Genomic DNA, 23,186 nt, shown 5'->3' on the forward strand with positions numbered 1-23,186 from the left:
TTACAATTTAAATGTTTGCTTTAGTCGCTTTTCTTCCATTTTTATTTTATTTTGTCTGGTTCGTTCTGGTTCTTGAAGTGATATTCCTGAAACAAGCGCATTCATAAATGAAAACACAATTGGTGCTGTTTCTGAACGGTTTCTTTTTGAAAAGTAGACGGGAATCAAGATATCAGCATAATCGGAAATAGGTGCTATTCTGGAATCCGTAATACCAATTATAACCCAACCGCGTCGTTTAGCCTCTTCAGCAAGCATTAACGTTTCAATTGAGTAAGCGTGAAACGAAAAAACGATCAATACATGTTTTGGTGATCCGAATTCAAGGTGAGCGTCTAAATCAGGACGATATAACCTTGCATTGATGCCTATTGATTGAAGTGCATAGGTTAACCAGTGGGCCATCGAAAACGTATAACGCAGTCCCGAAATAAGTACTTGATCTGCATCTACTAAATGCTTTGTTGCTTCATTAAATATTTCTTCACTTATGTTCTTAGAAGTCGTTTGAATGTTAAACTGGTCGTGCAACATAACTTGTTCATGGAAAGGGTGTGTTTTATCCTCTTCTTTCGATAACGAATAATCATCAAAGGTTCGTTTCTGATTAAAAACATAATCGCGTACCTCTTTTTGAAGTTGGCTGTAGCCACTATATCCTAGCGTATGACAAAAACGAGTTATCATTGTTTCACTTACTCCAAGCGATTCCCCAACTTTTTTTGCAGGGTTTGCTGCAAATGCAGTTGGTTCCTCAAGTAAATAGTTGGCTACTTTTTTTAATCCTTTTGAAAGATTATCATACGCCAGTTCTACTTTTTTGTATAAATCATCCACAAGCGTCCTCCTAAAAATAAAGGATAAATTTCAAAAAACTATTGATTTAAAAGAAATACTTTATTATAATCTATCATAACCTATTCATTTTCACAATAATTATTCTTTTGAAAACAAAGAGATTATTGGAAAGCATCTAGTTGAAGGGAGGATTTTCACATAAAAGTCACTTAACTAAAAAAAGGAGGCGCATACGATATGTCTATAAAGAATAATTCTACTGATCTTCGGAAAAAGAGTAAGATGGAAATGCCAGATGCCTATATCATTATGTTATTTATTATGCTACTAGCCGCGATATCGACCTATTTCTTACCATCAGGCGCGTTTGATAGAGAGAAGCAAGGGGATATAACGGTCGTCATACCAGATAGCTTTCATGCTGTAGCTGGTAATCCAACTGGAATTCTCGATTTCTTTCTATTTATTCAAAATGGCTTAGTCGAAACGGCGGGTATCATTTTCTTAGTATTAATTATTGGTGGAACATTTGCAGTTATAGAATCAACTGGAGCGATTAATGCTTCTATTATGAAGGCAGTGGATAAAACAAAGAACCGAGAATATTTACTCATCCTTTTTGTTGGAATTTTACTTGCCATTGGCGGACTTACCGGGGCAATATCGAATGCGGTTATTGCATTTATTCCTATTGGGATCATACTAGCAAAGGCGCTAGATTTAGATGCTATAGCTGGTGTTGCGATTATCAAACTAACAGCATATGTCGGATTTAACACGTCATTTATGAGTCCTTTTACCGTGCTTATTGCACAAGATATTGCTGGGCTTCCTTTATACTCTGGTATTATATTCAGATCAATTATGACAGTTGTCATTTTTACCGTTACGATAAGCTATATTCTTTGGTATATCAAAAGGATTAAAAACGACCCTTCAAAAAGTCTTATGGGAGTGAATAGATTTCCAAAAGGAGACGAAAAAGTTAAAGAAGATGTACAATTAGAATTTACTGGAAAGCATAAACTTATCTTACTATTTGTAAGTTTAGCCATCATATTTTATATTGTTGGGGCACTACAATTTGGATGGTCACTTAACCACATGGCAGCCATTTTTCTAATTATCTCGGTTGGAACTGGTATTATTGCAAAAATGTCTCCAAACTTTGTAGTGAAAGAATTCATGGCTGGTGCCAAAAACCTTGTTTACGGGGCTTTAATTATCGGACTAGCAAGAGCAATCGTACTTGTTCTGCAGAATGGGATGATTTTGGATACAATCGTTCATTGGCTGGCAGTTGCAATGGAACCTTTCTCGTCCGTTTTTGGTGCTATCGCAATGTTTATTGGAAATTCGCTTTTCGCACTAGTTGTATCCTCCGGTAGTGGAAACGCAGTAGTTATGATGCCAATCTTAACACCGCTCGCGGACATCATGGAAATACCGAGACAAGTTGCAGTTACCGCTTATCAGTTATCTGACGGGTTTATGAATAGTATTACGCCAGCTTCTGGTGTGCTGTTGGCTTGTTTGGCAATTGGCGGGGTTCCATGGACGAAATGGGTTAAGTTTATGATGCCTTTAATCGGTTTATGGTATGTACTATCTATGATATTCCTTGCCATTGGCGTGATTATTGGTTGGGGACCTAATTACTAGGGCGGTGCATGTCACTTCCCGGTTTTTCGTTGAATTATACCGTTAAGATGTAAAAGCTGTTAGAGCTAATGGGCATGCATTGTCATTAGAGCTAACGGCTTTATTAGTGTCTGCCCATCGTGGTTTCTTTGGCAGTAAGCCTTTTTCCAAAGCCAATCAATTAATAAAAAAAATTGAGGATGAAGCGATTAGTTGGGGAGCGGTGAATCCATAGATTGATGGATTATTTAAACTAATGATTCGCGTTTTAAAATAACAAACCAGGGGTACATTTTCAGAGAAGCATTCTATTACATATAAGTTAATCGCAAAAGGAAGTGAAAAAATAGTGCTCAAACGTGTATTCATCCTGTCCGTCATTATCAGCTTAACAATACTTGCTGCATGCAGTAATGCAACGAATTCAACTGTTGAAGACGATTCACAGAATGACAATTCAGCTAAAGATCACGCATCAAAAGACAATAACAAGGGTGAGGAGAAGGAAGATCCACCTGCTAAACCCTTTAAACCAATTCAACCATCAAAAAATACAACCCCTTTGGATGAAAAGTATTCGTCCGAAGAAAAAAAGCAGATGCCTTCCGCTGAAGCGCATGGTGGTGATCGTACAAGAATCGTTCCGCTTGGACAAACGTTGTTGAAGGGGAAGAAGGATTTGAGCGATGGACCATTAAAAAATAATAGATTGGTAGCTTTTTATGGAACACCGAAATCGGAAAATATGGGGATTCTAGGAGAATATCCTCCAGAGGAAATGATGAAAAAATTGAAAGAACAAGCAGCAGCCTATTCAAAGGTTGATCCCGAACGCCCTGCTGTTCCGACAATTGAATTAATAGCAACGATAGCGCAACGCACACCAGGACCTGAAGGCTTATACATTTCTGGACCATCAAAAGAGGTGATCGATCGTTACGCAAAGCTTGCAAAGGAAAATAATGCTTTATTGCTTCTGGACATTCAGTTGGGACAGGCTTCTGTCATGGAAGGCTTAAAAAAGATTGAACCTTACCTAAAGTTGCCGTATGTTCATTTGGCAATCGATACGGAATATAGTGTTGATGAAGGCGAAGTTCCTGGAGAAGACTTGGGACAAGTGGATGGAGCCAGTATCCAGAAAGCAGTTGAGTATATGGATAAGATGGTGGAGAAGAACAATCTGCCTGATAAATTGGTAGTTGTCCATCAATTCGGCAACGGCATTGTCACAAATAAAGATAAAATAAAACCGACAAGTAATGTAGAAGTGGCATTGAACTATGACGGTTTTGGAGATTCGGCAATAAAAATGAGTGCTTACGGGAAACTGGTACAGCAACAGCCGATTCAGTATGGTGGGTTTAAATTATTTTATGAAAAGGATAAACCACTACTTTCCCCTAAACAAGTGTTGAATCTTGATCCAGCTCCTGCTATTGTGAATTATCAATAGTACTAGGCGCCGGTCACTTCTGTATTTTTCCAAACAATAGAATATATCGACCGTCGTGGCGTTATAACAACCATTGCCCACTATTTCGCAAAGAAGAACCCGAACAAGGCAATGCGCCTTATTCGGGTTCTTCATATGGTGCGAGCTACCTCGTGCCTACAACGCTTTTTCCGTCATATCAGTTTCTGCCTTTTGACTTTTATCAGGCATTAGCAGACTAAATACAATACCGAAAAAGGCTGCGATGAAGAATGTTGTAAATTTAGATGTAATGATCCCTTCAAGAGGTGTGCTGATCCATAGTATGGTAGAAAGTAGTCCGGCAAGAATGGTCGCAACAACGCCTGCACTTGAGTACTTATTCCAGAAAAAGGTCATTAAAATAGCAGGCGATAGGGTACAACCGACACCAGCCCAGGCCCAACTTACAACCAGATACAATAGTGAATCGGAAACTAGTGCGATTACCATACCAACGATGCCGAAAACTACAACTGAAATTCGAGAGATCCAAATTAATTGTTTTTCCGTTAATTCAATTCCCATTGCTTTATGAATAATATCTTCACTAACAGAACTTGTTACAACCATTAGCTGTGAATCGGCGGTTGTGATGATTGCTGCCAATACTCCTGCAAGAAGAATACCTGCAATCCAAGTAGGAAATAGATCGAGAATCATTGTTGGTAGAATAATTTCAACATCTGCAAATGATCCTTGACTATACATGGCAATCGCGCATAAACCTATCAAAAATGCTCCACCGTAAGCTAAAAATGTCCAAATAATTGCGACCATGCTTCCTTGATTAGCTTCTTTATCATTTTTAAGTGCCATGAAACGAGCGCTAAGCTGTGGTTGCCCACCTAAAAAGCCGAAGAACCAGGAAAAGTTGTTGAAGAATAATACACCAAGCGCAAATCCTGTCAGACCACCGAACCAGCTATTAAAGGAACCGCCCACATCGGCAAGTGACTGACTAATAGACAAGTCATTTGTATTAATATAGATTAATGCGGCAATTGGCAATGCGACTAAGGTTATTAACATCATAATACTTTGAATCATATCTGTCCAAACAACTGAAATAAATCCGCCTGCAAAGGCAATAACGATTATAACAATTGTAGCTAAAATTATACCTGTAGTAGTCGACATGCCAAATGTTGTGAAAAGCATTTTTCCTGCACCAGCCATTTGTGCACCGACATAAAACATGAGAAAACCTGCAATTAAAATACTGGTTAACCAGCGAATTACATTGGCTTTTTGTCCAAAACGAACAGCTAAATAATCAGGAAGTGTCAGGACGTTATATTTGTCTGTTTCTCTCATAAACTTTTTCGCAAGGACTAACCAGGCAAATATGATCCCTGAACCAATCCCCGCTGCAACCCAAAACGAAGCTAATCCAGTTGTAAACACAAAACCTGTATACCCTAATAGTAACCAAGCCGATTCGCCTGTTGCTCGTTCGGAAAAGGCTAATGCCCAGCCAGGTAATTTTTTTCCGCCTAACAGAAAGTCAGAATGCGTTTTACTATTTTTACTGAAATGATAGCCGATTAGTAAAATAACGATACAATACAAGACAAACTCAACAAGAATAATAGTCATTGTAATCCCCCTTTATCATTGTAAACGCTTCCAAATTTACGAACCTAACTTACCTTTTTAAGTTAGGTTCTGACCAACCCCCTTTTCCATTGCTCTTTGATAGATTAAGTTAGTTACGACTACATCAAATAATGCCATCCCTGTTGATTTAAATACGACCGTTTTACCGCCTTGAATTTGCTGTTTGGACGTGAGGAAACTAGCCATCGTTTGGATAGTTTCACGCCTTATCCAATTATTCTCAAGTGGTGTGGCAATGTCGCCTGATTCTGCTAGTGCATCTTCTGTATCAATAAAAATATGATCTGCTAATTGGTACAACACTTTAGGAAACTCTCGCATAGTTGGTTGAAAGGAACCAATGCCGATAATTAATTTCGCTGCTAGTAATTCGGGATTATCTGGAAGTACTGGATCTTTAGAAGTGGTTGCGGTAATGATTACTTCTGCATGGGTGATAGCTTCTTCAACTGAATCCATCGCATGAATTTGAATAGTATGACCAATCCATTGTTGAAGTGAATCTATGAACGAAGGGACTTTTTCGGGCGTGCGATTATAAAGATAAATATCTGTAATCGATCGTTCCGTACACGCTGCAACTGCTTGATATAGGCCTTGGACGCCTGTTCCGATTATCGCAATTTTTGATGTGTCTTCCTTAGCAAGATGGCGGATTGCGGAGCCTCCGATGGCACCTGTTCGAAAACCGGTTATAAATGATCCATCAATTAAAGCCATTATCTCGCCATTTTCTTGACTGTTTAAAATAACTAAACCGTGTAATACAGGATGGTTCTTATTATGTGGGAATGATGTTACCAATTTCGTGCCAATTGCATCATTTGTCATACACGGCATAAGTAATAATGTATGATCATCATCTTTTACTTGTAAACGCGTAGGCATTTGGAATTGTTTAGATTGATAGACTTCATAAGCTGTATCAACTGCATCGATCACATCCTTCATCGTTACAGCCGTTAGAATGTCATCTTTATTCAAATATAACATGTAATCATCCTTTTCTATTTTTGTTAGACAATGGCTCCTTCAATAAGCAATTCCTTTTCTGCAAATCGTTCGAATCGAAGCGGTGACAGGTCTAACGTTTGATAGTTACCAGTACGAATTAATTCAGATAGACCTTTCCCAACTGCAGGTGCCTGCTGCATGCCATGTCCACTGAAACCCGAAGCTAAATAATAGCCGGCGAGATTTGGATGTTCGCCAATAATTGCATTTTGGTCCACCGTATTATGACTATACAATCCGGCCCATCCACTTGCAATTTTTGCTTGTAAAAAATTATCGATTCGATTACCAAGAACCGGCCATAATTGCTCCATGAAAAAATCACGTGACCATCTAAAGTCAATTCCTGGTTTAACTTTTTCGGAAAATCCTGCAATTAAGCTTTTTCCCTCATGGCGAAAGTACACACCAGTTGGATCAACGGTTAATGGTAGGTCATAAGTCAAGGGTTCGGCAATATCAAACTGGATAATTTGCCTTTTTAATGGCACTACAGGGATTGGGCAGTTTATTTTCTCACTTAATAAAGGAGCCCAAGGACCAGCACAATTAATTACGATTGGTGCATGATACGTATCCCCATTGGTTAACTCCACGCCGGATACGTCTTGTTCATTTTTTAATACCGTTTCTACTGTTTCATAGATATATGTAGCACCAAGTTGTTTTGCTTTTTTAACATATCCTTGCATGACGGAATAGGGATCAAGATATCCATCTTCCGCACAATACAACCCGCCTTGCAAATCAGCTATATTTAACTCAGGTATAATGGTGAGTAACTCTTGGGGTGATAGTAATTCAGATGGAACACCATACTGACGCTGTAATTGAGATTGCTTTTGCAACTGATCAAGGTTTTCATCTTTTGCAAGAAATAAATACCCTCGTTGTTTAAAATCTATTTCAGCCTTTTCGCCATCGATGGCCATATCTTCAGGAAATGTTTTATAGTGTTGTAGACTATAACGACTAATTTGAATGTTGATTGCTGTGGTGAATAGCTGCCTGATTCCACCAGCACTTCTCGGAGTTGAGGAAAATTCATATAAATGATCTTTTTCAAAAACAGTAATTTCACCAGTATAGCCGTCTTTTAGTAAATGATAAGCCACGCTTGAACCTATGACACTGCCACCTACAATGATAAGATCTGTTTTCTTTTCCATTCATACCACCTCATTAGTTAAGTGTCTCTTAAATTATATTTAAACGTACAGTCGTTACTTAAGTCTATGGGCACTTTGTACAAAAATATTATTAATTTTATAATTATAAAAATTGTGATAATATATAAAGCAGAAAAAGGTGGGAGGTTAAGGCGATGGATGGATTCAGGCAATTTGCACAAAATACGGTGAAAGCGGTTTCGGAAATTTTATCTTTTCCAATTAGTGTAAGCGACGAACAAGGGTATATAATTGGTGATACAAATCCATCCAGAATCGGAACCATACATGCTCCATCAATTGAGGTTATCAAAGCGAACGAGGTTATCTTATTCACGGAGGAAAAGGCATCCAGTATGGACAATGTATTACCAGGGGTTGCTGTTCCCCTAAACTTTGATAACAAGACTGTTGGTGTACTTGGTATCATTGGTAATCCAAATGAGGTTGAGTCCTATGCCTATTTGGTCAAGAAATACGTAGAAATGATGTGGCAGGAAACGCTACACGTGCAAATTGAGAATTTAGAGACTATGACGCTTGAATCCTTTGTGCAATACATATTGCTAAACAAATCTGTAAACCGTAATCAGATTAATCATTATTGTAAATTGCTTACTGTAGAACCAAACCTGAAACGAATATGCATTATAGTTGATATTGGTGACTACTTATTAAAAAATGTACAATCTAATGGTGGAACTATTCCGCGTGATAGATTGAAAAAGACATTACTAAACTGCGTTGTTCGAACATTTGAAGAGAGTGATCAAACTATATGTGCCTTTTTAAATACGGAAAGAATCGTATTCCTAAAATCAATCAAGAGTGAAGATGATTTCTTGCATTTTATGAAGGGGTTCAAGGATCGATGTGAAAAGTTGCTAGAAATGTTTTGTGTCTACAAAGTAGATGATGTCAGAATTGCTTCCGGAAACATGTTTTTATCTATTGAAGACCTAAATCAATCCTATGAGCAGGCGGATTGGCTTATAAGATATGGAAAGAGGTTATCGATTACTTCTAAAATCTATTCTTATTATGACTGGGATATATTGATTGATATGCTACCACATCAATTAGATCCGAAAATGCAAAAGATAGTAGTGCGACGTTTAAAATTACTAATGACTAATGAGGCTCATGCAGAACTTAAACATGATTTTATGGTCTATTGCAACCACAATATGAACATTAGTCAAGCTGCAAAAGCCTTGTTTATCCATCGAAACACATTAATATATCGCCTGAAAAAAATTGATAACCTTACTGGACTATGTACGAGCAGATTTGAGCATTGTACACTCTTGTATTTTGTGTTGAAAGCAGAGTCGTCGTAGGTGAATTCATTCACATATAGAGGTGAAGTGAAAGAAGCTTACCAAACCATTTTAAATGAGTAGGAATATTCTTTTGAAAAGCTGCTAGTCCTAATGTGCATGAATTTATTGCCATTGGACTAGTGGTTTTTTTCTTTGTTTGTCACCTCACACTAAAAAACGCTTCTTCCATGTATAATGAGGCGTATATACTAATAGATAACAGAATCCTTTTCACTATAAGCTTATTTTGGAATAATAGGGTCTAAACATGTAATACCAAGAAAGTGTTCTAAATTAACTGTTAAACATATGCCAGTAGCCATAAAATCTGTAACTGGATCATCTTCTGAGAAAAATGAGCACACCTTACTAACATTATCCATGTGATATGATTTAACTTGGTATCCCTCTGAAATAGGTAACAGTAATTCCAGTTTTACACAGCAGTCATTGTTTTCAACAAATTGTTTAGCCCGAAAAATTGGTGTCTCTATACACCCAAAGAAAGTTTCTGCGTTTGTGTCTAAAGGGGCCTGAAATACTCCGCTCCCTATAAATGGTTTACAAGTGCCACTACAATAAAGAATAAAGGGAATAGTTGTATTTTGAAGTCCATTTCCTTTTCCTCGTAATTGTTGAATGGAACGATAACAGCTGGACGAACAGATGTTATCTGCCACTTGATCCTGTGCCTTAACAATATTTCTTACTACGTCACATACGCAATCATCAGAGGAGTGTTTCGGTTTAATCATTTCCCCTTCTTTATAACAACCCATAAAAATTTCTCCTTTCATTTTGGTTGTATATCACTATTAATATATGTAAGTTGTTTATAAGAGTCTGTATAGAAGTCCTAATTTCTAGTAAAAATGAGTAAGTTGTCTCATGAATTTTAGTGGTTATGTGGATATCTTGGGGAAAGCGTCCACACTGACGGGAATAAAACCGTTTTTAAATCATAAATATATCTATGCATGTGCTTAATCTTTAAAAGGATGGAGGGTTTGATGTTGAAAGATTTAACCGCAATTCTTGTTCATTATTCCGATCAGGCAATATTGCATAAAGCTTTATTCTCTTTAAAAAAACTTGACTCTAGTTTAGAATCCGTTATGGTTTTTCAAGAGCAAAATATGTCTTTAAATATGGATCATGGATGTGATTGGTTTGACAAGATTCAATTTATTCCTATTGCACATAACGATCTGGGGGAAATGTTGAACAATATTATCTATAAGCTAACCACTCCTTATGTATTAATTCTTCATGATACAGACTACCTTTCTCCTGCTATAAGTATCGAGTCCCTTAAACTTTTTCATTCCGAAATAATTTTGGGGATCCTCTATCGTAATCGAAACACCATTATCCATCATCCTTTACTAATTCGCACATCGTTTCTTAAAAAGGAAAAATTTTTGTCAAACCACCAGCTGCCATTCAAGGAGGCTTTTTTTCCTGCCTGGCTTTCAACTAAAGAGATTTCTCCCAAATTGTTTAAAGAAGGTCTAGTGAAGCAAGGAAGGAAGAATAATTCCGCTAATATTAAAGAAAAGCAAAAATTTATTCAAAAATATCAACTGAAAAAAGTCAAAACGGAACACCCAACAATTTCCGTTTTAATGTCAAATTATAATATGGGGAAGTATGTTGAAACTGCCGTTGCTTCTTGCCTCCTGCAAAATGAACGGATAGAACAAATATTAATTATGGATGATGGATCAACGGATAACTCCCATAAACTATTACAACGATGGGCTGATGGGAAACAAGTGAAAGTATTCAATAAAAAAAATGGTGGGAAAGCAAAGGCTTTGAACGATGTATTATCACACGTTAAGACTGACTTTATATTGGAACTTGATGCGGATGATTGGCTTGACCCTGATGCTGTTTTCGTTATTAAAAAGCATTTATCAGATCTTCCTAAGGATATTGCTGTATTGTACGGTAATCTCAGAAAGTGGAAACAGGTAGAAGGGGACGTTCTTTTTAAAGGGGTTACTCAAGGGGTTGCCATCAACGGAAAAGCCGAATTACTGTCTTATCGTTTTCCCCTTGGACCAAGAATATACCGAACTTCATTTTTAAAAGAAGAGGGGGGATTTCCAGTGGTTGAGTTTGAAAATGGGAGGCTTTATGAAGACGTAAGTGTGTTGAATCGATTAATAAAAAACTTCCGGTTTTGTTATCATGATTTTACTGTTTATAATGTACGGGAACACAATGAGAGCATCACGAAAAATAACGACTCGAAGTGGAATGACTTTTTAGAAACGTTAAATCCTAACTGAAGAGAACAATGGATATTTCATTATCCATTGTTCTTCATAAACTTTTTTATTGTTGAAATAATATAGTCTTGTTTTTGAACAGATAGCGTAGGGGAAATAGGAAGTGCCAATATTCTTTTGGCTGTCTTCTCTGCAATCGGGAAATCGCCTTCTTTATAATGAAGATAATGGAAGGCCTTCTGCAAGTGGAGGGGAATGGGATAATAAATCGCTGAAGCAATACCGTTATTTTTTAGTTCAGAAGCGAGTTCATCCCTGTCGTCCAATTCAATACAGTACTGATGAAAAGTATGGTTTCGATGTTCTGAGATTGGTGGAGCTTTTAAGAGATTGATGAAGTTTTCCGTATACCTTTTGGCAATTTCTATTCTTTTACCTAAAAAAGTGTCTAAATAATTTAGCTTAACAAGCAAAATAGCTGCTTGAATTTCATCAAGCCTACTATTCATACCGATTGATGAATGGTGATACTTCTTTTCACTGCCATGATTCCGAAGTTTACTGACTTTTTCATATAACAGTCTTTGATTGGTTACTACTAGACCAGCGTCTCCAAATGCCCCAAGATTTTTTGATGGAAAGAAAGAGAAGCATCCAATGTCACCTATTGCTCCAACTCTCTTCCCGTTATATTCTGTCCCAATAGCCTGGCAAGCATCTTCTATGACTCTCACGTTGTTTGTTTTAGCGATTTTCATTATTTCATTCATTTTAGCAACTTGACCATACAAATGTACGACGATTATGGCTTTTGTATTTTGGGTAAGAGCTTCTTCAATTTTGGATGGGTCAATGTTATACGTTTCTTCTTCTATGTCGACAAAAATAGGTTTGGCTCCTACCTGTGCAATTGCTTCTCCGGTGGCAAAGAAAGTAAATGGTGTTGTGATCACTTCATCACCAGGCCCAATGTTTAATGCTTTTAGAGATAATTGCAGGGCATCTGTCCCGTTTGCTACGCCAAGTCCATAGGAAGCCCCTGCATATTGGGCTACTAGATTTTCTAGTTTCTCTCCTTTTTCCCCGAATATATATTCTCCACTATCTAAGACCTCGGTTAATGTCTCTAGTATTGGGGACCTTATTAATCTCAATTCTTCTTTTAAATCAACCATTGGTATCTGACTAAACTCGTTGTTTGGCATTTTGTTGTTTTAACCACCCTTCGTTATTTATATTTGTTAACTTCCTATTCGCTCATACTTAATGCCTAATCGGGTTATTTCGTTTTCATTTAATTTGTTACGTCCGTCTAATACCAGTTTACATTTATTAAACTTGTTAAAGTCTATACTGCTATATTCTTGGTGATAGGCTTGAAGGATAACCACATCAATTTCAGTGATAAGTTTATCTTTCAAGGATAAAGGGGTAGCTCCATATTTAATAATTTCACTATCTGTAAACAATGGGTCGTTTACAAAGAGATTCGCCTTTTTATCCCTAAGTTGATCAATTAGCAATAAGGTAGTTGATTTCGTTGGCTCTTTTACATTTTCTCTATAGGATAATCCTAAAATAAGGATATTTTTATCCTTCAAAGATTCTACACCTTTTTCAACCTTTGAAATTGCATAATTAGCCATGTTATCATTAATTTGCCTGGATAATGGGGTCAATCCCCGATTCAATCCTTTATTTATAAAAAAGTATGGATAGATGGGGATGCAATGTCCTCCAACACCAATGCCAGGAGAATGTAAATGCGAATAAGGTTGACTATTGCTAGCTTCGATCACTTCTGACATATTTACGCCTTTTTCTTCTGCAAACTGAGCAAGTTCATTAGCAAGAGCGATATTCACATCACGGTAAACGCACTCTGCAACCTTTGAGAATTCTGCGGTTTCTAAAGAGCTTACTTCAATTAATTTGCAATTCAAAGCCTTTTTATAAAAATTTGACGCCAGTTCAAGACTTTTCTTATTAATTCCTCCAACTACTTTTGGATAGGTTTGTAAATCTTGAATAATCCGATTAGAGTAGACTCTTTCAGGGCTATAAGCGAGATAGAAGTCGTCCCCCAAACTCAAACCTGAAATTTCTTCTATTTTTTTCCCGAACCTATTTTTCGTGTCTCCAGGAGGAAGTGTTGTTTCAAAGATTATTAACGAGCCTTTTTTAACTCCCTTGGCTATATCTTGAACAGCCCGATCAATAAATTGGTAATCTACATTGTTTTGTTCATCAACTAGAACTGGAACAATCACAATTATTATATTCGATTGGGCAGCAGCTTTGGAGTTTGCAGTAGTTGCTGATAATGTTTTATTTTTATGAGCATTTAAGACCAACTGATCTAATCCTGGCTCATTTTTAATATGTGATTTACCTTGATTTATTAAAGTAATGACATCTTTATTTATGTCCGAACCGAAAACGTTAAATCCATTATTGGCAAATACAGCAGCTAAAGTCAGTCCTATCTTTCCGAGGCCAACAACGGCCACATTCGGCAATGAATGGCTTTGGTCTATTATCATATTTCAACCTCATTTCTGGTTATTAAGAATTTCACTTGATAGTTTATGTGGCTGAAAATTAAAGTGATTGGACTGCTTTATCTTCCAATGATTTCTAAGATTTAGGATAATAACTTTATAAACTCTTGTAAATTTCAATATAGCGGTCTGCCACTATTGGAGCGTGATGATACATCTCAACGTACTTTCTTCCTTTTATACTAAGTTCATTCCGCCTTTGCGGATTTAAAATGAGATCTTTTAATACGTTTGTTATGGTGGATGGATTAGCATTTACTATGGGTAATCCTGAGGGATATTTGGATACTAAATCATCTCTTATATAGCAAATCACGGGTTTTCCAAAAGCCATGGCCTCTGAGCTAATATAACCGCTGGCACCGATTCTCAACTGGTCGATGACGATATCTGATTGGGAAAGAAGATTTATTGTTTCATCATAAGTCATTCCTTCAATTAATTTAAATTGAAATGATAATCCCGAGCGTTTCAACTCATTTACTGCATTTAAAATGTATTCTGTTCCTTTGAGATCCCGCAAAGTAGGGGCGTGGACGATGATTGGGGAAGACTTTTTGACATCTGGATATTGGGCTTTGAATTGATTTACATCAACTGTATGAGGGATAACATGGGTATGCTTATATAAATTTGAAATATATCCTTCTAATTCATGGTCTTGGACAATCGCATGATCGATATATTTTGATAAGGTGGCTACATTTTTATATATTTTTTCTTCGGTCCATTCGGGTTTTACTCGGATATAAGGATTGTTAAAGCTTTTAGCGACTGAGAGTAGTCGAATGTCTGAACCGTGATGATGGACAACCATTTTCTTTCCAGCCTGTTTCAAAATGGCTAGATCCCTTTTATCAGGGAAAAACGTCTCACCAAAATGAAAGTGAAAGATGTCATACTGTTGTGTAGCCTCCTGTAAAAAACGCTTTATTTTGTTCTCTCTTTCGTCGTGACTTGTAAGCAAATTAAGCTTTAAGCACTCATCAGATTTAAATTTAAACGCGTTTTCACTAAAGTGACAGGAAGTAGCGTCAACGCCTTTTAATCGTAATGCGCGACATAACTCAATCATAGGAGAACCATAAGGAATATGTAGCACTTTCACAAATATCTATCCTTTCCCTTGGGTAATTATCGATATTCCAGCTATGATTTATCACATGTCTTTGGCTAATCGGCTATAAACTGTGAATAATCTCTTTTCCATGTGCTCCCAGCTGAAATGCGATTCCATTACCTTGCGTGAATTTAAACTCATCTCATGGATTTTACTTCTATTGGAATGGAGGAGAAGTAGTGCTTGAAAATAATCCTGAGCAGTGGCCTGTAATTTTTTGACGGTATATCCACATTTATACGTTTGAATAAACTTATCCATATCGTTGCATTGATTTACTAAAACAGGGACGCCATTATTTAGGTAACTAAAGAACTTGTTTGGCATAGCAAAGCTGTTGTTCAGGGAATTAGCAGCGTCTAAATCTATCCATCCTAAATCAACATTCTTCATGGCATCAGGAATGGAGTCATAGCTTACCCACCCGGTAAAGTCCACTTTGTCTTCTAAGTGGGGGGGAATACAAGGGCTACAATCTTGTTTTGATCCTTTTGTTCCTCCAATAATTTTGGCTTTCAGGTCAAATGTTTTATTACACATTTCCAATACGTCTAGCAGCTTATTGAAATTTCCCCTTTTCTGATTCAAAACACCTTCATACACAATGATAAGATCCGATTTAGTACTCTGTCCTGGTTCGTATTTGGACGCTAATGGAGGGGAATTATAAATCACTTCTATCCGGAGTTGAGGATCTATCGAGAGATACCATGCTTTAATAGACTCTGACACTGTTACTATGTAGTCTAACTCTTTTAACATATATTCGAGCATTTGTTTTTTAATTTTTTTTATATTTTGGGCTTGATAGCTTAAGGGATCAGGTTCTAATTCATGACTATCATAGATTAATTTGCAACGCTTTCCCTTTGAAGTTAATGCACGTTTGATTCCAATGCCCGAATAGAGAGAAAAAAACTCATGGGCATGGTAAATATCAGCCTTTTGCGCAATCCCTAATTGTGTTAACGGATCAGTAAAACGTGTATAGTTTCCAGAACGAAGATTGTAATGAAGGTCCTTGATATTTTTTTCAGGATACATCTGTTCGTACGTAATTACCTTGATTCCCTCATGAATAAAGGTTGGAGATAGAAAGCTTTCATTAAAGACACTACCATTCACGTCAAATAGATAACCATCTTTTCTAGGAACAATCATCGCTACATTATAACCTTGGTTCACGAGACTTTTGGCTTCTTTTTTGAAAATACGTGCATCTAAAAAAGGATGTTCAGATACTAAAAAACAGACGTTTTTACCCATCATTTTCCTCCGGCCTATGACAATAGGTATTGGGTTCGGTTAGACTCTAATGAAGAATAAACCGTGGTCAGCCTTTGTTCCATTTTTTCCCAACAATAAATTTCTTCCATAACTTTGCGAGCATTTATACTCATTTGTTTTAGTTGTGGCTTGTTCCTATAAAGATACAGTATCCCCTTCACATAGTCCGAGGGAGCAGGATTCACTTTGTTGAGAACGAGACCGCATTGATAGGTGTTCACAAATTTCTCCATGTCACTGCATTTGCTCACTAAAACAGGAACACCATTGTTTAAATAACTAAAGAATTTACTAGGCATAGCAAAAGCATTGTTAAGTGATTGAGTTGAATCTAAATCAATTAATCCAATATCGACATCTGACATAACATTAGGAAGAGAATGATAGCTAACCCAACCGGATAGGTTAACAATAGTTTGTAAATGGTTTGGTATCGATATCGATTCACCATGTCTCGGTCCACCGACTAACTTTAAAAGAATATCCATGATCTTACTACAAGATTCAGTTGCTGAAAATATTTTTTTGATGGTTTCTTTGGAGACGTTTCCTTCATGTGCTACAACAAATCTTTGGGTGTAGTCTCCGTCGCCTTTCACGTTAAAATTGGTGGTAAGTGGTGGAGAATTGTATATAACTTCTACGGGAAGTAGGGGATCTATGGATAAGTACCAAGATTTGATAGAATCAGAAACTGTTATGATAGAATCAACTTCTTCTAAATTTTCAAGAAGCATCCCCTTCCATTTTTTCCTTGTTTCCTCATTTATATTTAATGAAAACGGATCTGGCATAAGCTGTCGACTGTCATATATCAATTTAATATTTTTACCGTTTTGTTTTCTTAACGCGACTTTAATTTCCTTTCCGTAAAAGAATGAATTTAATTCATGAGCGTGATAAAAATCAGCTTCTTCCTTTAACCCCAATTGATAAAGGGGATCTGATAAAGGGTTTGCTGTCCTTTTTTCACTATCATAAGTTACAATTTTAATTCCTTGGTAATCAAAGTTTTTTTCACGAAAACGATTAGTAAATGGTTTTCCGTCTATATCAAATAAAAAGCTATCTTTTCGAGGTGCAATAATTGTAACCTCATATCCATGCTTTACAAGACTCTTTGCCTCGCATTCGAAAACACGCGCATCTAGAAAGGGAAGGTAGCATAAAAGCATACAGACCTTTTTTTTCATTTCTAATCCTCCCATCTTTATCTCTGTGACACTTTTTCTTGATACTTTAATCTTGATGGCTGATGGTGGTATTTTGGAGTCCTCCTAATAAAGTATTAACATCCTAACTGAATTATTCATACAAATAAGTTAACTATGTTTTCCGGTTTAAAAGGTTCTTTTTTAAATGGTAACGATGTAATGAAGTGTTGGGGGGGACAGGATGGAATTAAATCTGAAAGGAAAAAAGGTGTTAGTGACTGGAGGATCAAAAGGAATTGGGAAAGCGATAGCTGAAGCTTTCATTAAAGAAGGGGCTCATGTTGGAATTGTAGCTAGAAGTAACACTGAACTTTTACAAGCAAAAGAAGAATTAGGGGTACTGACTTATCCAAAAGACCTTGGGAAGCATGATCAGAGAGTGCAATTGATGAGTGAATTTATGAATGACTTTGGCGCTATTGATGTTCTTGTTAATAATGTGGGATCTGCCCATGGGAAAGGGGTGTTAAATACTCCTTCGAGTGTTTTTGGAGAAGCAATGGAGCTAAACTTCATCACTGCCGTTCATTTAAGTCAGTTAGCCAGTAAACTGATGATAAGTAAAGGGGGAGGAGTAATCTTAAATATTTCCTCGCTCTACGGAAAAGAATCAGGTGGTTTACCTTCTTATAATGCTTCGAAGGCTGCCTTAATTAGTTTTACAAAATCTTTTAGTTCTGAGGTAATAAAAAACAATGTCCGTGTAATTGGAATTGCTCCAGGAGCCATCTTCCATCCAAATAAAGAGTGGAAACGTCGATTAGAACGTGATCCTGACTTTTTGAAAAAATATGCTCGAGAAAAAATCCCGGCGGGGCGACTTGGGAAGACCGAAGAGATTGGAAATGTCGCTGTATTTCTGGCATCTGATAAAGCTTCTTGGATTGTGGGCTCCACTATTAGTGTTGATGGCGGGCAATCTCGATTGAATTATTAAAAACTAAACAGAAGGGAAGTGCCAAAGATTGAAACGACCGTCACTTGTAAATAGCACTGTTTTAATTATTGGAGGGGCAGGTTTTATCGGAAGTCATTTGGTAGATAAACTGCTTACAGAAGAGGCAGCTCAAATTATAATTGTTGATAATCTCTTTACTGGAAAAAAAGAAAATTTAAATCATGCATTAAAAAAAGGTGCAGTGCTTCATGTGGATGATGCTGAGAATCAGGAAGCCCTTAACTATATCATGGAAAAATACGATATCGACATCGTTTTTAACTGCGCCACCAAAGCTTTAAATTATTCTTTTATAAATCCGTCAAATGCTTTCTTGACAAACGTTTTAGTCCTAAAAAATTTGTTGGAACTTCAAAGAAAAAAGGCATTTCAAACATTATGTCATTTTTCCTCCTCAGAAGCATATGGTTCGGCCCAATATAAACCAATGGATGAAAAACATCCCCTTGACCCTACGACAACTTATGCTGCAGGAAAAGCTTCAGCTGATATGATGTTACAGTCCTATGTTAGAATGTTTGATTTGGATGCTTTTCTTGTTCGACCTTTTAATAATTATGGACCTAGGCAAAACTTTGAAGGATCTCTAGCTGGCGTAATTCCTCTTACAATTAAAAAAATATTAGAGGGGGATACTCCCGAGATACATGGTCCTGGTCAACAAACAAGGGATTTTATTTATGTTGAAGATGCTGTTGACATAATATCAAAAGTTTTCCCTATTATTTCGCCTGGTGAGTGTGTAAACATTACTACAGACCAACAATTATCGATCGAAAACGTAGTTGAAACCATAATTGACGTTATGAAATATAAAGGGAAGGTTCTCAGAAGGCCTATTCGAAAAGCTGATGTTGATAGCCATAGAGGATCAGTGAAAAAATTACAAAACATGGTTGGTCAGTATGATAAAACTCCCTTTAAAGATGGGATTGTGGCCACTGTAAATTGGGTGAAAGATAATGTCGCAAAGGAGGCACGGAAGTAACATCAATAATCGATAAATAATCCCTTCTTTTCGAAGGGATCTACTTAAAGTGGAGAACGGGTATGTTCTCATGGGATTTTGTAATGAATCTAACCTCCCATTATTACGTATAAAATATTTCTGCTTTATTGGTCAACTGATTATAGACATTCATTAATCTTTTTTCCATTTTCCCCCAACAGTAGATTTCTTCCATTACTTTTCGAGCATTTAAACTCATTTCTTTTAAAAGGGATTTATTTTTGTAGAGGTAGAGCAAGGCCTCGGCATAGTCCTCTGCTGTGGCATCTTTTTTATCAATGATTAGACCACATCGGTGAGTTCGTATAAAGGCTTCCATCTCATGGCACCGGTTAACCAAGATAGGAACCCCATTATTTAAGAAACTGAAAAATTTATTAGGCATAGCATAGGAACGGTTAAGTGATTGGTTTAATTCTTCATAATCAATCCAGCCCACATCCACATTTTTCATATGTTCAGCAATAGAATAATAATCTACCCAACCTGTTAATTTAATTTTGTCACGTAGATGATGGGGAAGGATAAAAGAATCACCATACCGTGTCCCACCAATCACCTTAAATTGAAAATCGATTGTTTTTAAGCTGATTTCTGAAATCTGAATAATTTTATCTTTACTTCCTCTTTTGTGGTCGATGTTTCCTTCATAACATGCAACCAAGCTATTACCGTTATAGTTTTTCGGTTGGTAGTCCTTAGCTAGTGGGGGTGAATTATAGATGACTTCTACTGGCAAAGTAGGATTTTGGGAAATAAACCATGATTTTATAGAGTGGGAAATGGTGATTATGTGATCAACTTCTTTAAGCATTATCATGAGTTTTTCCTTTAAATTACTTCTTAATTCTTTGGGATTTCTTGAATCAAAGGGGTCTGGAGTCAGCTCATGGCTGTCATAGACTAATTTAATTTCTTTATTGCTTTTTTTTAACATCCTTTTTACTCCAATTCCAGCAAAAAGGGATAGGTATTCATGTACATGATAAATATCTGCATCCTGTTGAACACCTAGTTCAGTTAAAGGGTTTTTAAACCCTTGTTCCCAAAGGGATTCAGGAGACAACACTTTACTTAATGGGGTTCTACTTTCTTCATAATCATACGTCACGATGGTAATTCCTTCATGGGTAAATGTTTGACTTAAAAATTGATCTTTGAGAGGCGTTCCGTCTATGTCAAAAAGATAACCATCTTTTCTAGGAACAATCAGGGTTACATCATAACCTAGCTTTTTCAGGCTTTTCGCTTCCCTTTTGAAAATCCTCGAATCTAAAAATGGGTGTTCCGCTACTAGCATACATATCTTTTTCTGCATTTTATTTGCTCCTTTGTAATAAATTTATTTTTATCGACCTAACTCTTTTTATTATATTTGGTTCTTTTGAAATCATGTTCAAAATAGCGGGAAAAGGTATGCCAAATATCAAATATATGGACTGTAAATAAAGGATTAACGTTTTTAGAAAGGAGAAAGAAATGAAAATCTTAACAGTAGTAGGAGCGAGGCCACAATTTATAAAAGCATGCATGTTATCTAAAGCTATAAAATCCAATTCAAAAATTGAAGAGGTTATCGTACACACTGGACAACATTATGATGATAATATGTCTGCTGTTTTTTTTAAGCAATTGAATCTCCCAAAACCAGATTATTATTTGGGAGTCGGTTCTGGATCTCATGGAAAACAAACAGCCAAAATGTTAGTGGAGCTAGAGAAGGTTATGATTTCCGTCAATCCGGATATTGTATTAGTATATGGAGATACAAATTCTACTCTTGCTGGGAGTTTGGCGGCATCGAAGCTTCATATTCCAATAGCCCATGTAGAATCCGGACTGCGTAGTTTTAATAAGAAAATGCCAGAAGAGATTAATCGACTGGTCACAGACCATCTCTCTAATTGGTTATTTTGTCCTTCTAAAGCGGCCACTGAAAACTTAAAGAGAGAAGGGATTGTTAAAGAGGTATATCTAACAGGAGATATAATGTATGATTCAGTTCTTTACTATAAACCTCTTGCTTTGCAGCAATCTACCATCCTACACGATTTATCTCTTAAAAAAAATAATTATTATCTATCAACCGTTCACCGGGCCGAAAACACTGATGAACCAGAACGCTTAAAATCAATTCTTGAGGCCCTTCAACAATTAAAAATGGATGTGGTTCTTCCGCTACATCCTAGGACGAAAAGTAAAGTTAACCAGTTTAAGTTAATGGAACTAATTTCTGCACCTCATATCAAAATTGTAGATCCTTTAAACTATTTTGACATGTTAACTGTTGCTTCTCAGGCAAATGTAATTCTAACTGATTCAGGAGGGTTACAGAAAGAAGCATACATGCTTAAAGTTCCTTGTATTACGCTCAGGGATGAAACAGAGTGGATCGAAACGTTACAGACAGGTTGGAACCATTTAGTAGGTGCCGACACGCAGCAAATAGTGGATACCGTAAAGGCGATCCAATTTCCTAAAGAACATCCTCCTCTTTTCGGGGATGGTAAAACTTCGCAAAAAATAAACGAGATCTTAGTAGAAGGGTTTGAAAGATTATAGGTTGGGGTTTTCATATTTTTTAACATAAGGAAGGCAAAAACAAAGGCCATAAAGGAATAAAAAGAGGTGGATTGATTTCACCTCTTTTTGGTGTTTGTACGGTAGACTAAAAAAGAAATGAAAAATTCATTGCATCAACTTTCAAGTTCCTTTTACATATTTCTTCCATCTTATTAAGGTTTCATTCATTTTCGGGTCTTTTTCAATAGAATTTAATGCGGACAGCAAATGGATATGTGTTATGTGATACCCCCACTTTGCTACATTTGGAAAACCTCCATCTGTTGTATAATGAGTGAGATCATATGCTGTACGGTTTCCTAAATCGTATAGTGGAAGCATTCTTCTTAAGGTAGTAACCCCATCATCGTATAACTTTTTAGTATCACTATCGACTGTTTCTTTGTATAGATCGTATAATCCGATCAAAGAAAACATGAAGCCATTTAAAATAAAGCTAGGGGGATCAGTTGGACATTCTTCATAAAATAAAAATTTCTCCTCAAATTTAGCCATAATACCATTTTTGTTTGAAGGTATTTTAAAAATACTAGTAGCTTTTAATGCACTTTTACTGTACTTTTTGTTTTTCGTGAGGAAGGATGCACGCGATAAAACCGACATTGCCATTCCTAATCCAATTGACGAATACCATGGAGCTTTTAATTTAGTAAGCCTACTGGGATAAAAGTGAAGATCAAACTGATAAGCCCAACCACCTAGAGAATCCTGATTGTTTATAAACCAATCAGCCATCAGTAAAAATTTCTTTTTACTTACCTCATCGTTGTTATTTAAATAAAGACTGTAATGTTGTAAGCCATATTGAGCAATAGTAGAAGGGTTATAATATTTCCCATAAGAATAAACTGTTTTTGGAATCCCATCACTGTTAAATTCTACATTCCAATTTTCAACTTTGTTTTTATCGTAATGCAAATAATTTCCTTTATAATCATAGTGGTTAATTTCAGAAAACCGTGCATTGGTCACGTGGATTTTTAACGTTTTCTCTTTTTCTATCCACACTTTTTCTGCGTGGTATCCTTTTTCTAATAAGGGAAAGGGTACAAAAAGTTCATTTCCTATTTTCTTCCCCACAGACTCAAACTGATCATGCATCACAACTTTGAAATCATCGATTTGTTTTGATTCCAAACTTTTCACCTCCACTTAATTGAATAATTCCGTTCCTAAAAG

The 23,186-nt window shown here is 36.5% G+C and carries 20 protein-coding genes; 8 read left to right on the top strand and 12 right to left on the bottom strand.

Going from position 1 to position 23,186, the window contains the following annotated elements; translation table 11 throughout:
• Nucleotides 1-837, bottom strand: a complete 837-nt coding sequence (locus CFK40_RS05020; protein ID WP_089531145.1) for a MurR/RpiR family transcriptional regulator — start codon at nt 835-837, stop codon at nt 1-3.
• A gap of 198 nt (nt 838-1,035) precedes the next feature.
• On the opposite strand from CFK40_RS05020, the gene CFK40_RS05025 reads away from it, so the two are divergent.
• The 3 genes from CFK40_RS05025 to CFK40_RS05030 all read left to right on the top strand — a co-directional run bounded on the left by CFK40_RS05025 (nt 1,036) and on the right by CFK40_RS05030 (nt 3,895).
• Nucleotides 1,036-2,460 carry a YfcC family protein gene (locus CFK40_RS05025; RefSeq protein WP_089531147.1) on the top strand — a complete coding sequence of 475 codons (1,425 nt, stop codon included), beginning with the start codon at nt 1,036-1,038 and terminating at the stop codon, nt 2,458-2,460.
• A gap of 79 nt (nt 2,461-2,539) precedes the next feature.
• Complete coding sequence (locus CFK40_RS21475) at nt 2,540-2,674, top strand: hypothetical protein (RefSeq protein ID WP_264371392.1); 135 nt, start codon at nt 2,540-2,542, stop codon at nt 2,672-2,674.
• 114 nt (nt 2,675-2,788) lie between these two features.
• Complete coding sequence (locus tag CFK40_RS05030) at nt 2,789-3,895, top strand: hypothetical protein (protein ID WP_089531149.1); 1,107 nt, start codon at nt 2,789-2,791, stop codon at nt 3,893-3,895.
• Between the two features lie 156 nt (nt 3,896-4,051).
• Here the strand turns inward: CFK40_RS05030 and CFK40_RS05035 are convergent, their stop codons facing one another.
• From CFK40_RS05035 to CFK40_RS05045, 3 genes are read right to left on the bottom strand one after another with little or no spacing between them, the layout of a single operon-like run.
• Entirely contained in the window at nt 4,052-5,512 is a 1,461-nt protein-coding gene (locus tag CFK40_RS05035) for a sodium/proline symporter (RefSeq protein WP_089531151.1), read from the bottom strand.
• A gap of 57 nt (nt 5,513-5,569) precedes the next feature.
• Nucleotides 5,570-6,526 carry an ornithine cyclodeaminase family protein gene (locus tag CFK40_RS05040; protein WP_089531153.1) on the bottom strand — a complete coding sequence of 319 codons (957 nt, stop codon included), beginning with the start codon at nt 6,524-6,526 and terminating at the stop codon, nt 5,570-5,572.
• 23 nt (nt 6,527-6,549) lie between these two features.
• The gene (locus tag CFK40_RS05045) at nt 6,550-7,716 is read right to left on the bottom strand and encodes an NAD(P)/FAD-dependent oxidoreductase (RefSeq protein WP_089531155.1); all 1,167 of its coding nucleotides are present in this window, start codon (nt 7,714-7,716) and stop codon (nt 6,550-6,552) included.
• Between the two features lie 155 nt (nt 7,717-7,871).
• On the opposite strand from CFK40_RS05045, the gene CFK40_RS05050 reads away from it, so the two are divergent.
• On the top strand, nt 7,872-9,056 hold the full coding sequence (locus CFK40_RS05050) for a CdaR family transcriptional regulator (protein ID WP_089531156.1): 1,185 nt from the start codon (nt 7,872-7,874) through the stop codon (nt 9,054-9,056).
• Nucleotides 9,057-9,280: 224 nt separating this feature from the next.
• On the opposite strand, the gene CFK40_RS05055 is transcribed toward CFK40_RS05050, so the two are convergent.
• Entirely contained in the window at nt 9,281-9,817 is a 537-nt protein-coding gene (locus CFK40_RS05055) for a CotY/CotZ family spore coat protein (RefSeq protein ID WP_089531158.1), read from the bottom strand.
• Nucleotides 9,818-10,048: 231 nt separating this feature from the next.
• On the opposite strand from CFK40_RS05055, the gene CFK40_RS05060 reads away from it, so the two are divergent.
• Nucleotides 10,049-11,335: a glycosyltransferase family 2 protein gene (locus CFK40_RS05060; RefSeq protein WP_227001867.1), complete on the top strand. Its 1,287-nt coding sequence runs from the start codon at nt 10,049-10,051 to the stop codon at nt 11,333-11,335.
• A 20-nt stretch (nt 11,336-11,355) separates the two neighbouring features.
• On the opposite strand, the gene CFK40_RS05065 is transcribed toward CFK40_RS05060, so the two are convergent.
• The 5 genes from CFK40_RS05065 to CFK40_RS05085 form a co-directional block, all read right to left on the bottom strand.
• The gene (locus CFK40_RS05065; protein ID WP_089531160.1) at nt 11,356-12,480 is read right to left on the bottom strand and encodes a DegT/DnrJ/EryC1/StrS family aminotransferase; all 1,125 of its coding nucleotides are present in this window, start codon (nt 12,478-12,480) and stop codon (nt 11,356-11,358) included.
• A 36-nt stretch (nt 12,481-12,516) separates the two neighbouring features.
• Entirely contained in the window at nt 12,517-13,818 is a 1,302-nt protein-coding gene (locus CFK40_RS05070; protein ID WP_089531162.1) for a nucleotide sugar dehydrogenase, read from the bottom strand.
• Between the two features lie 115 nt (nt 13,819-13,933).
• The gene (locus CFK40_RS05075; protein WP_089531164.1) at nt 13,934-14,944 is read right to left on the bottom strand and encodes a glycosyltransferase family 4 protein; all 1,011 of its coding nucleotides are present in this window, start codon (nt 14,942-14,944) and stop codon (nt 13,934-13,936) included.
• Between the two features lie 51 nt (nt 14,945-14,995).
• Complete coding sequence (locus tag CFK40_RS05080; protein ID WP_089531166.1) at nt 14,996-16,225, bottom strand: glycosyltransferase; 1,230 nt, start codon at nt 16,223-16,225, stop codon at nt 14,996-14,998.
• A gap of 11 nt (nt 16,226-16,236) precedes the next feature.
• Nucleotides 16,237-17,436 carry a glycosyltransferase family protein gene (locus tag CFK40_RS05085; RefSeq protein ID WP_089531167.1) on the bottom strand — a complete coding sequence of 400 codons (1,200 nt, stop codon included), beginning with the start codon at nt 17,434-17,436 and terminating at the stop codon, nt 16,237-16,239.
• A gap of 202 nt (nt 17,437-17,638) precedes the next feature.
• On the opposite strand from CFK40_RS05085, the gene CFK40_RS05090 reads away from it, so the two are divergent.
• Both CFK40_RS05090 and CFK40_RS05095 read left to right on the top strand, forming a co-directional pair.
• Entirely contained in the window at nt 17,639-18,394 is a 756-nt protein-coding gene (locus CFK40_RS05090; protein ID WP_089531169.1) for an SDR family NAD(P)-dependent oxidoreductase, read from the top strand.
• 28 nt (nt 18,395-18,422) lie between these two features.
• On the top strand, nt 18,423-19,403 hold the full coding sequence (locus tag CFK40_RS05095; protein ID WP_089531170.1) for a dTDP-glucose 4,6-dehydratase: 981 nt from the start codon (nt 18,423-18,425) through the stop codon (nt 19,401-19,403).
• A gap of 103 nt (nt 19,404-19,506) precedes the next feature.
• On the opposite strand, the gene CFK40_RS05100 is transcribed toward CFK40_RS05095, so the two are convergent.
• Nucleotides 19,507-20,742, bottom strand: a complete 1,236-nt coding sequence (locus CFK40_RS05100) for a glycosyltransferase (protein WP_089531172.1) — start codon at nt 20,740-20,742, stop codon at nt 19,507-19,509.
• Between the two features lie 161 nt (nt 20,743-20,903).
• On the opposite strand from CFK40_RS05100, the gene wecB reads away from it, so the two are divergent.
• A complete protein-coding gene (gene wecB / locus CFK40_RS05105) occupies nt 20,904-21,986 on the top strand; it encodes a non-hydrolyzing UDP-N-acetylglucosamine 2-epimerase (RefSeq protein WP_089531174.1) in 1,083 nt (360 codons plus the stop codon).
• A gap of 141 nt (nt 21,987-22,127) precedes the next feature.
• Here the strand turns inward: wecB and CFK40_RS05110 are convergent, their stop codons facing one another.
• Nucleotides 22,128-23,144 (bottom strand): D-glucuronyl C5-epimerase family protein, encoded by a 1,017-nt coding sequence (locus CFK40_RS05110; RefSeq protein WP_089531176.1) that lies wholly within the window; start codon nt 23,142-23,144, stop codon nt 22,128-22,130.
• Nucleotides 23,145-23,186: the final 42 nt, after the last annotated feature.

The sequence above is a fragment of the Virgibacillus necropolis genome, from assembly GCF_002224365.1.
GTDB classification, from domain to species: Bacteria; Bacillota; Bacilli; order Bacillales; family Amphibacillaceae; genus Virgibacillus_F; species Virgibacillus_F necropolis.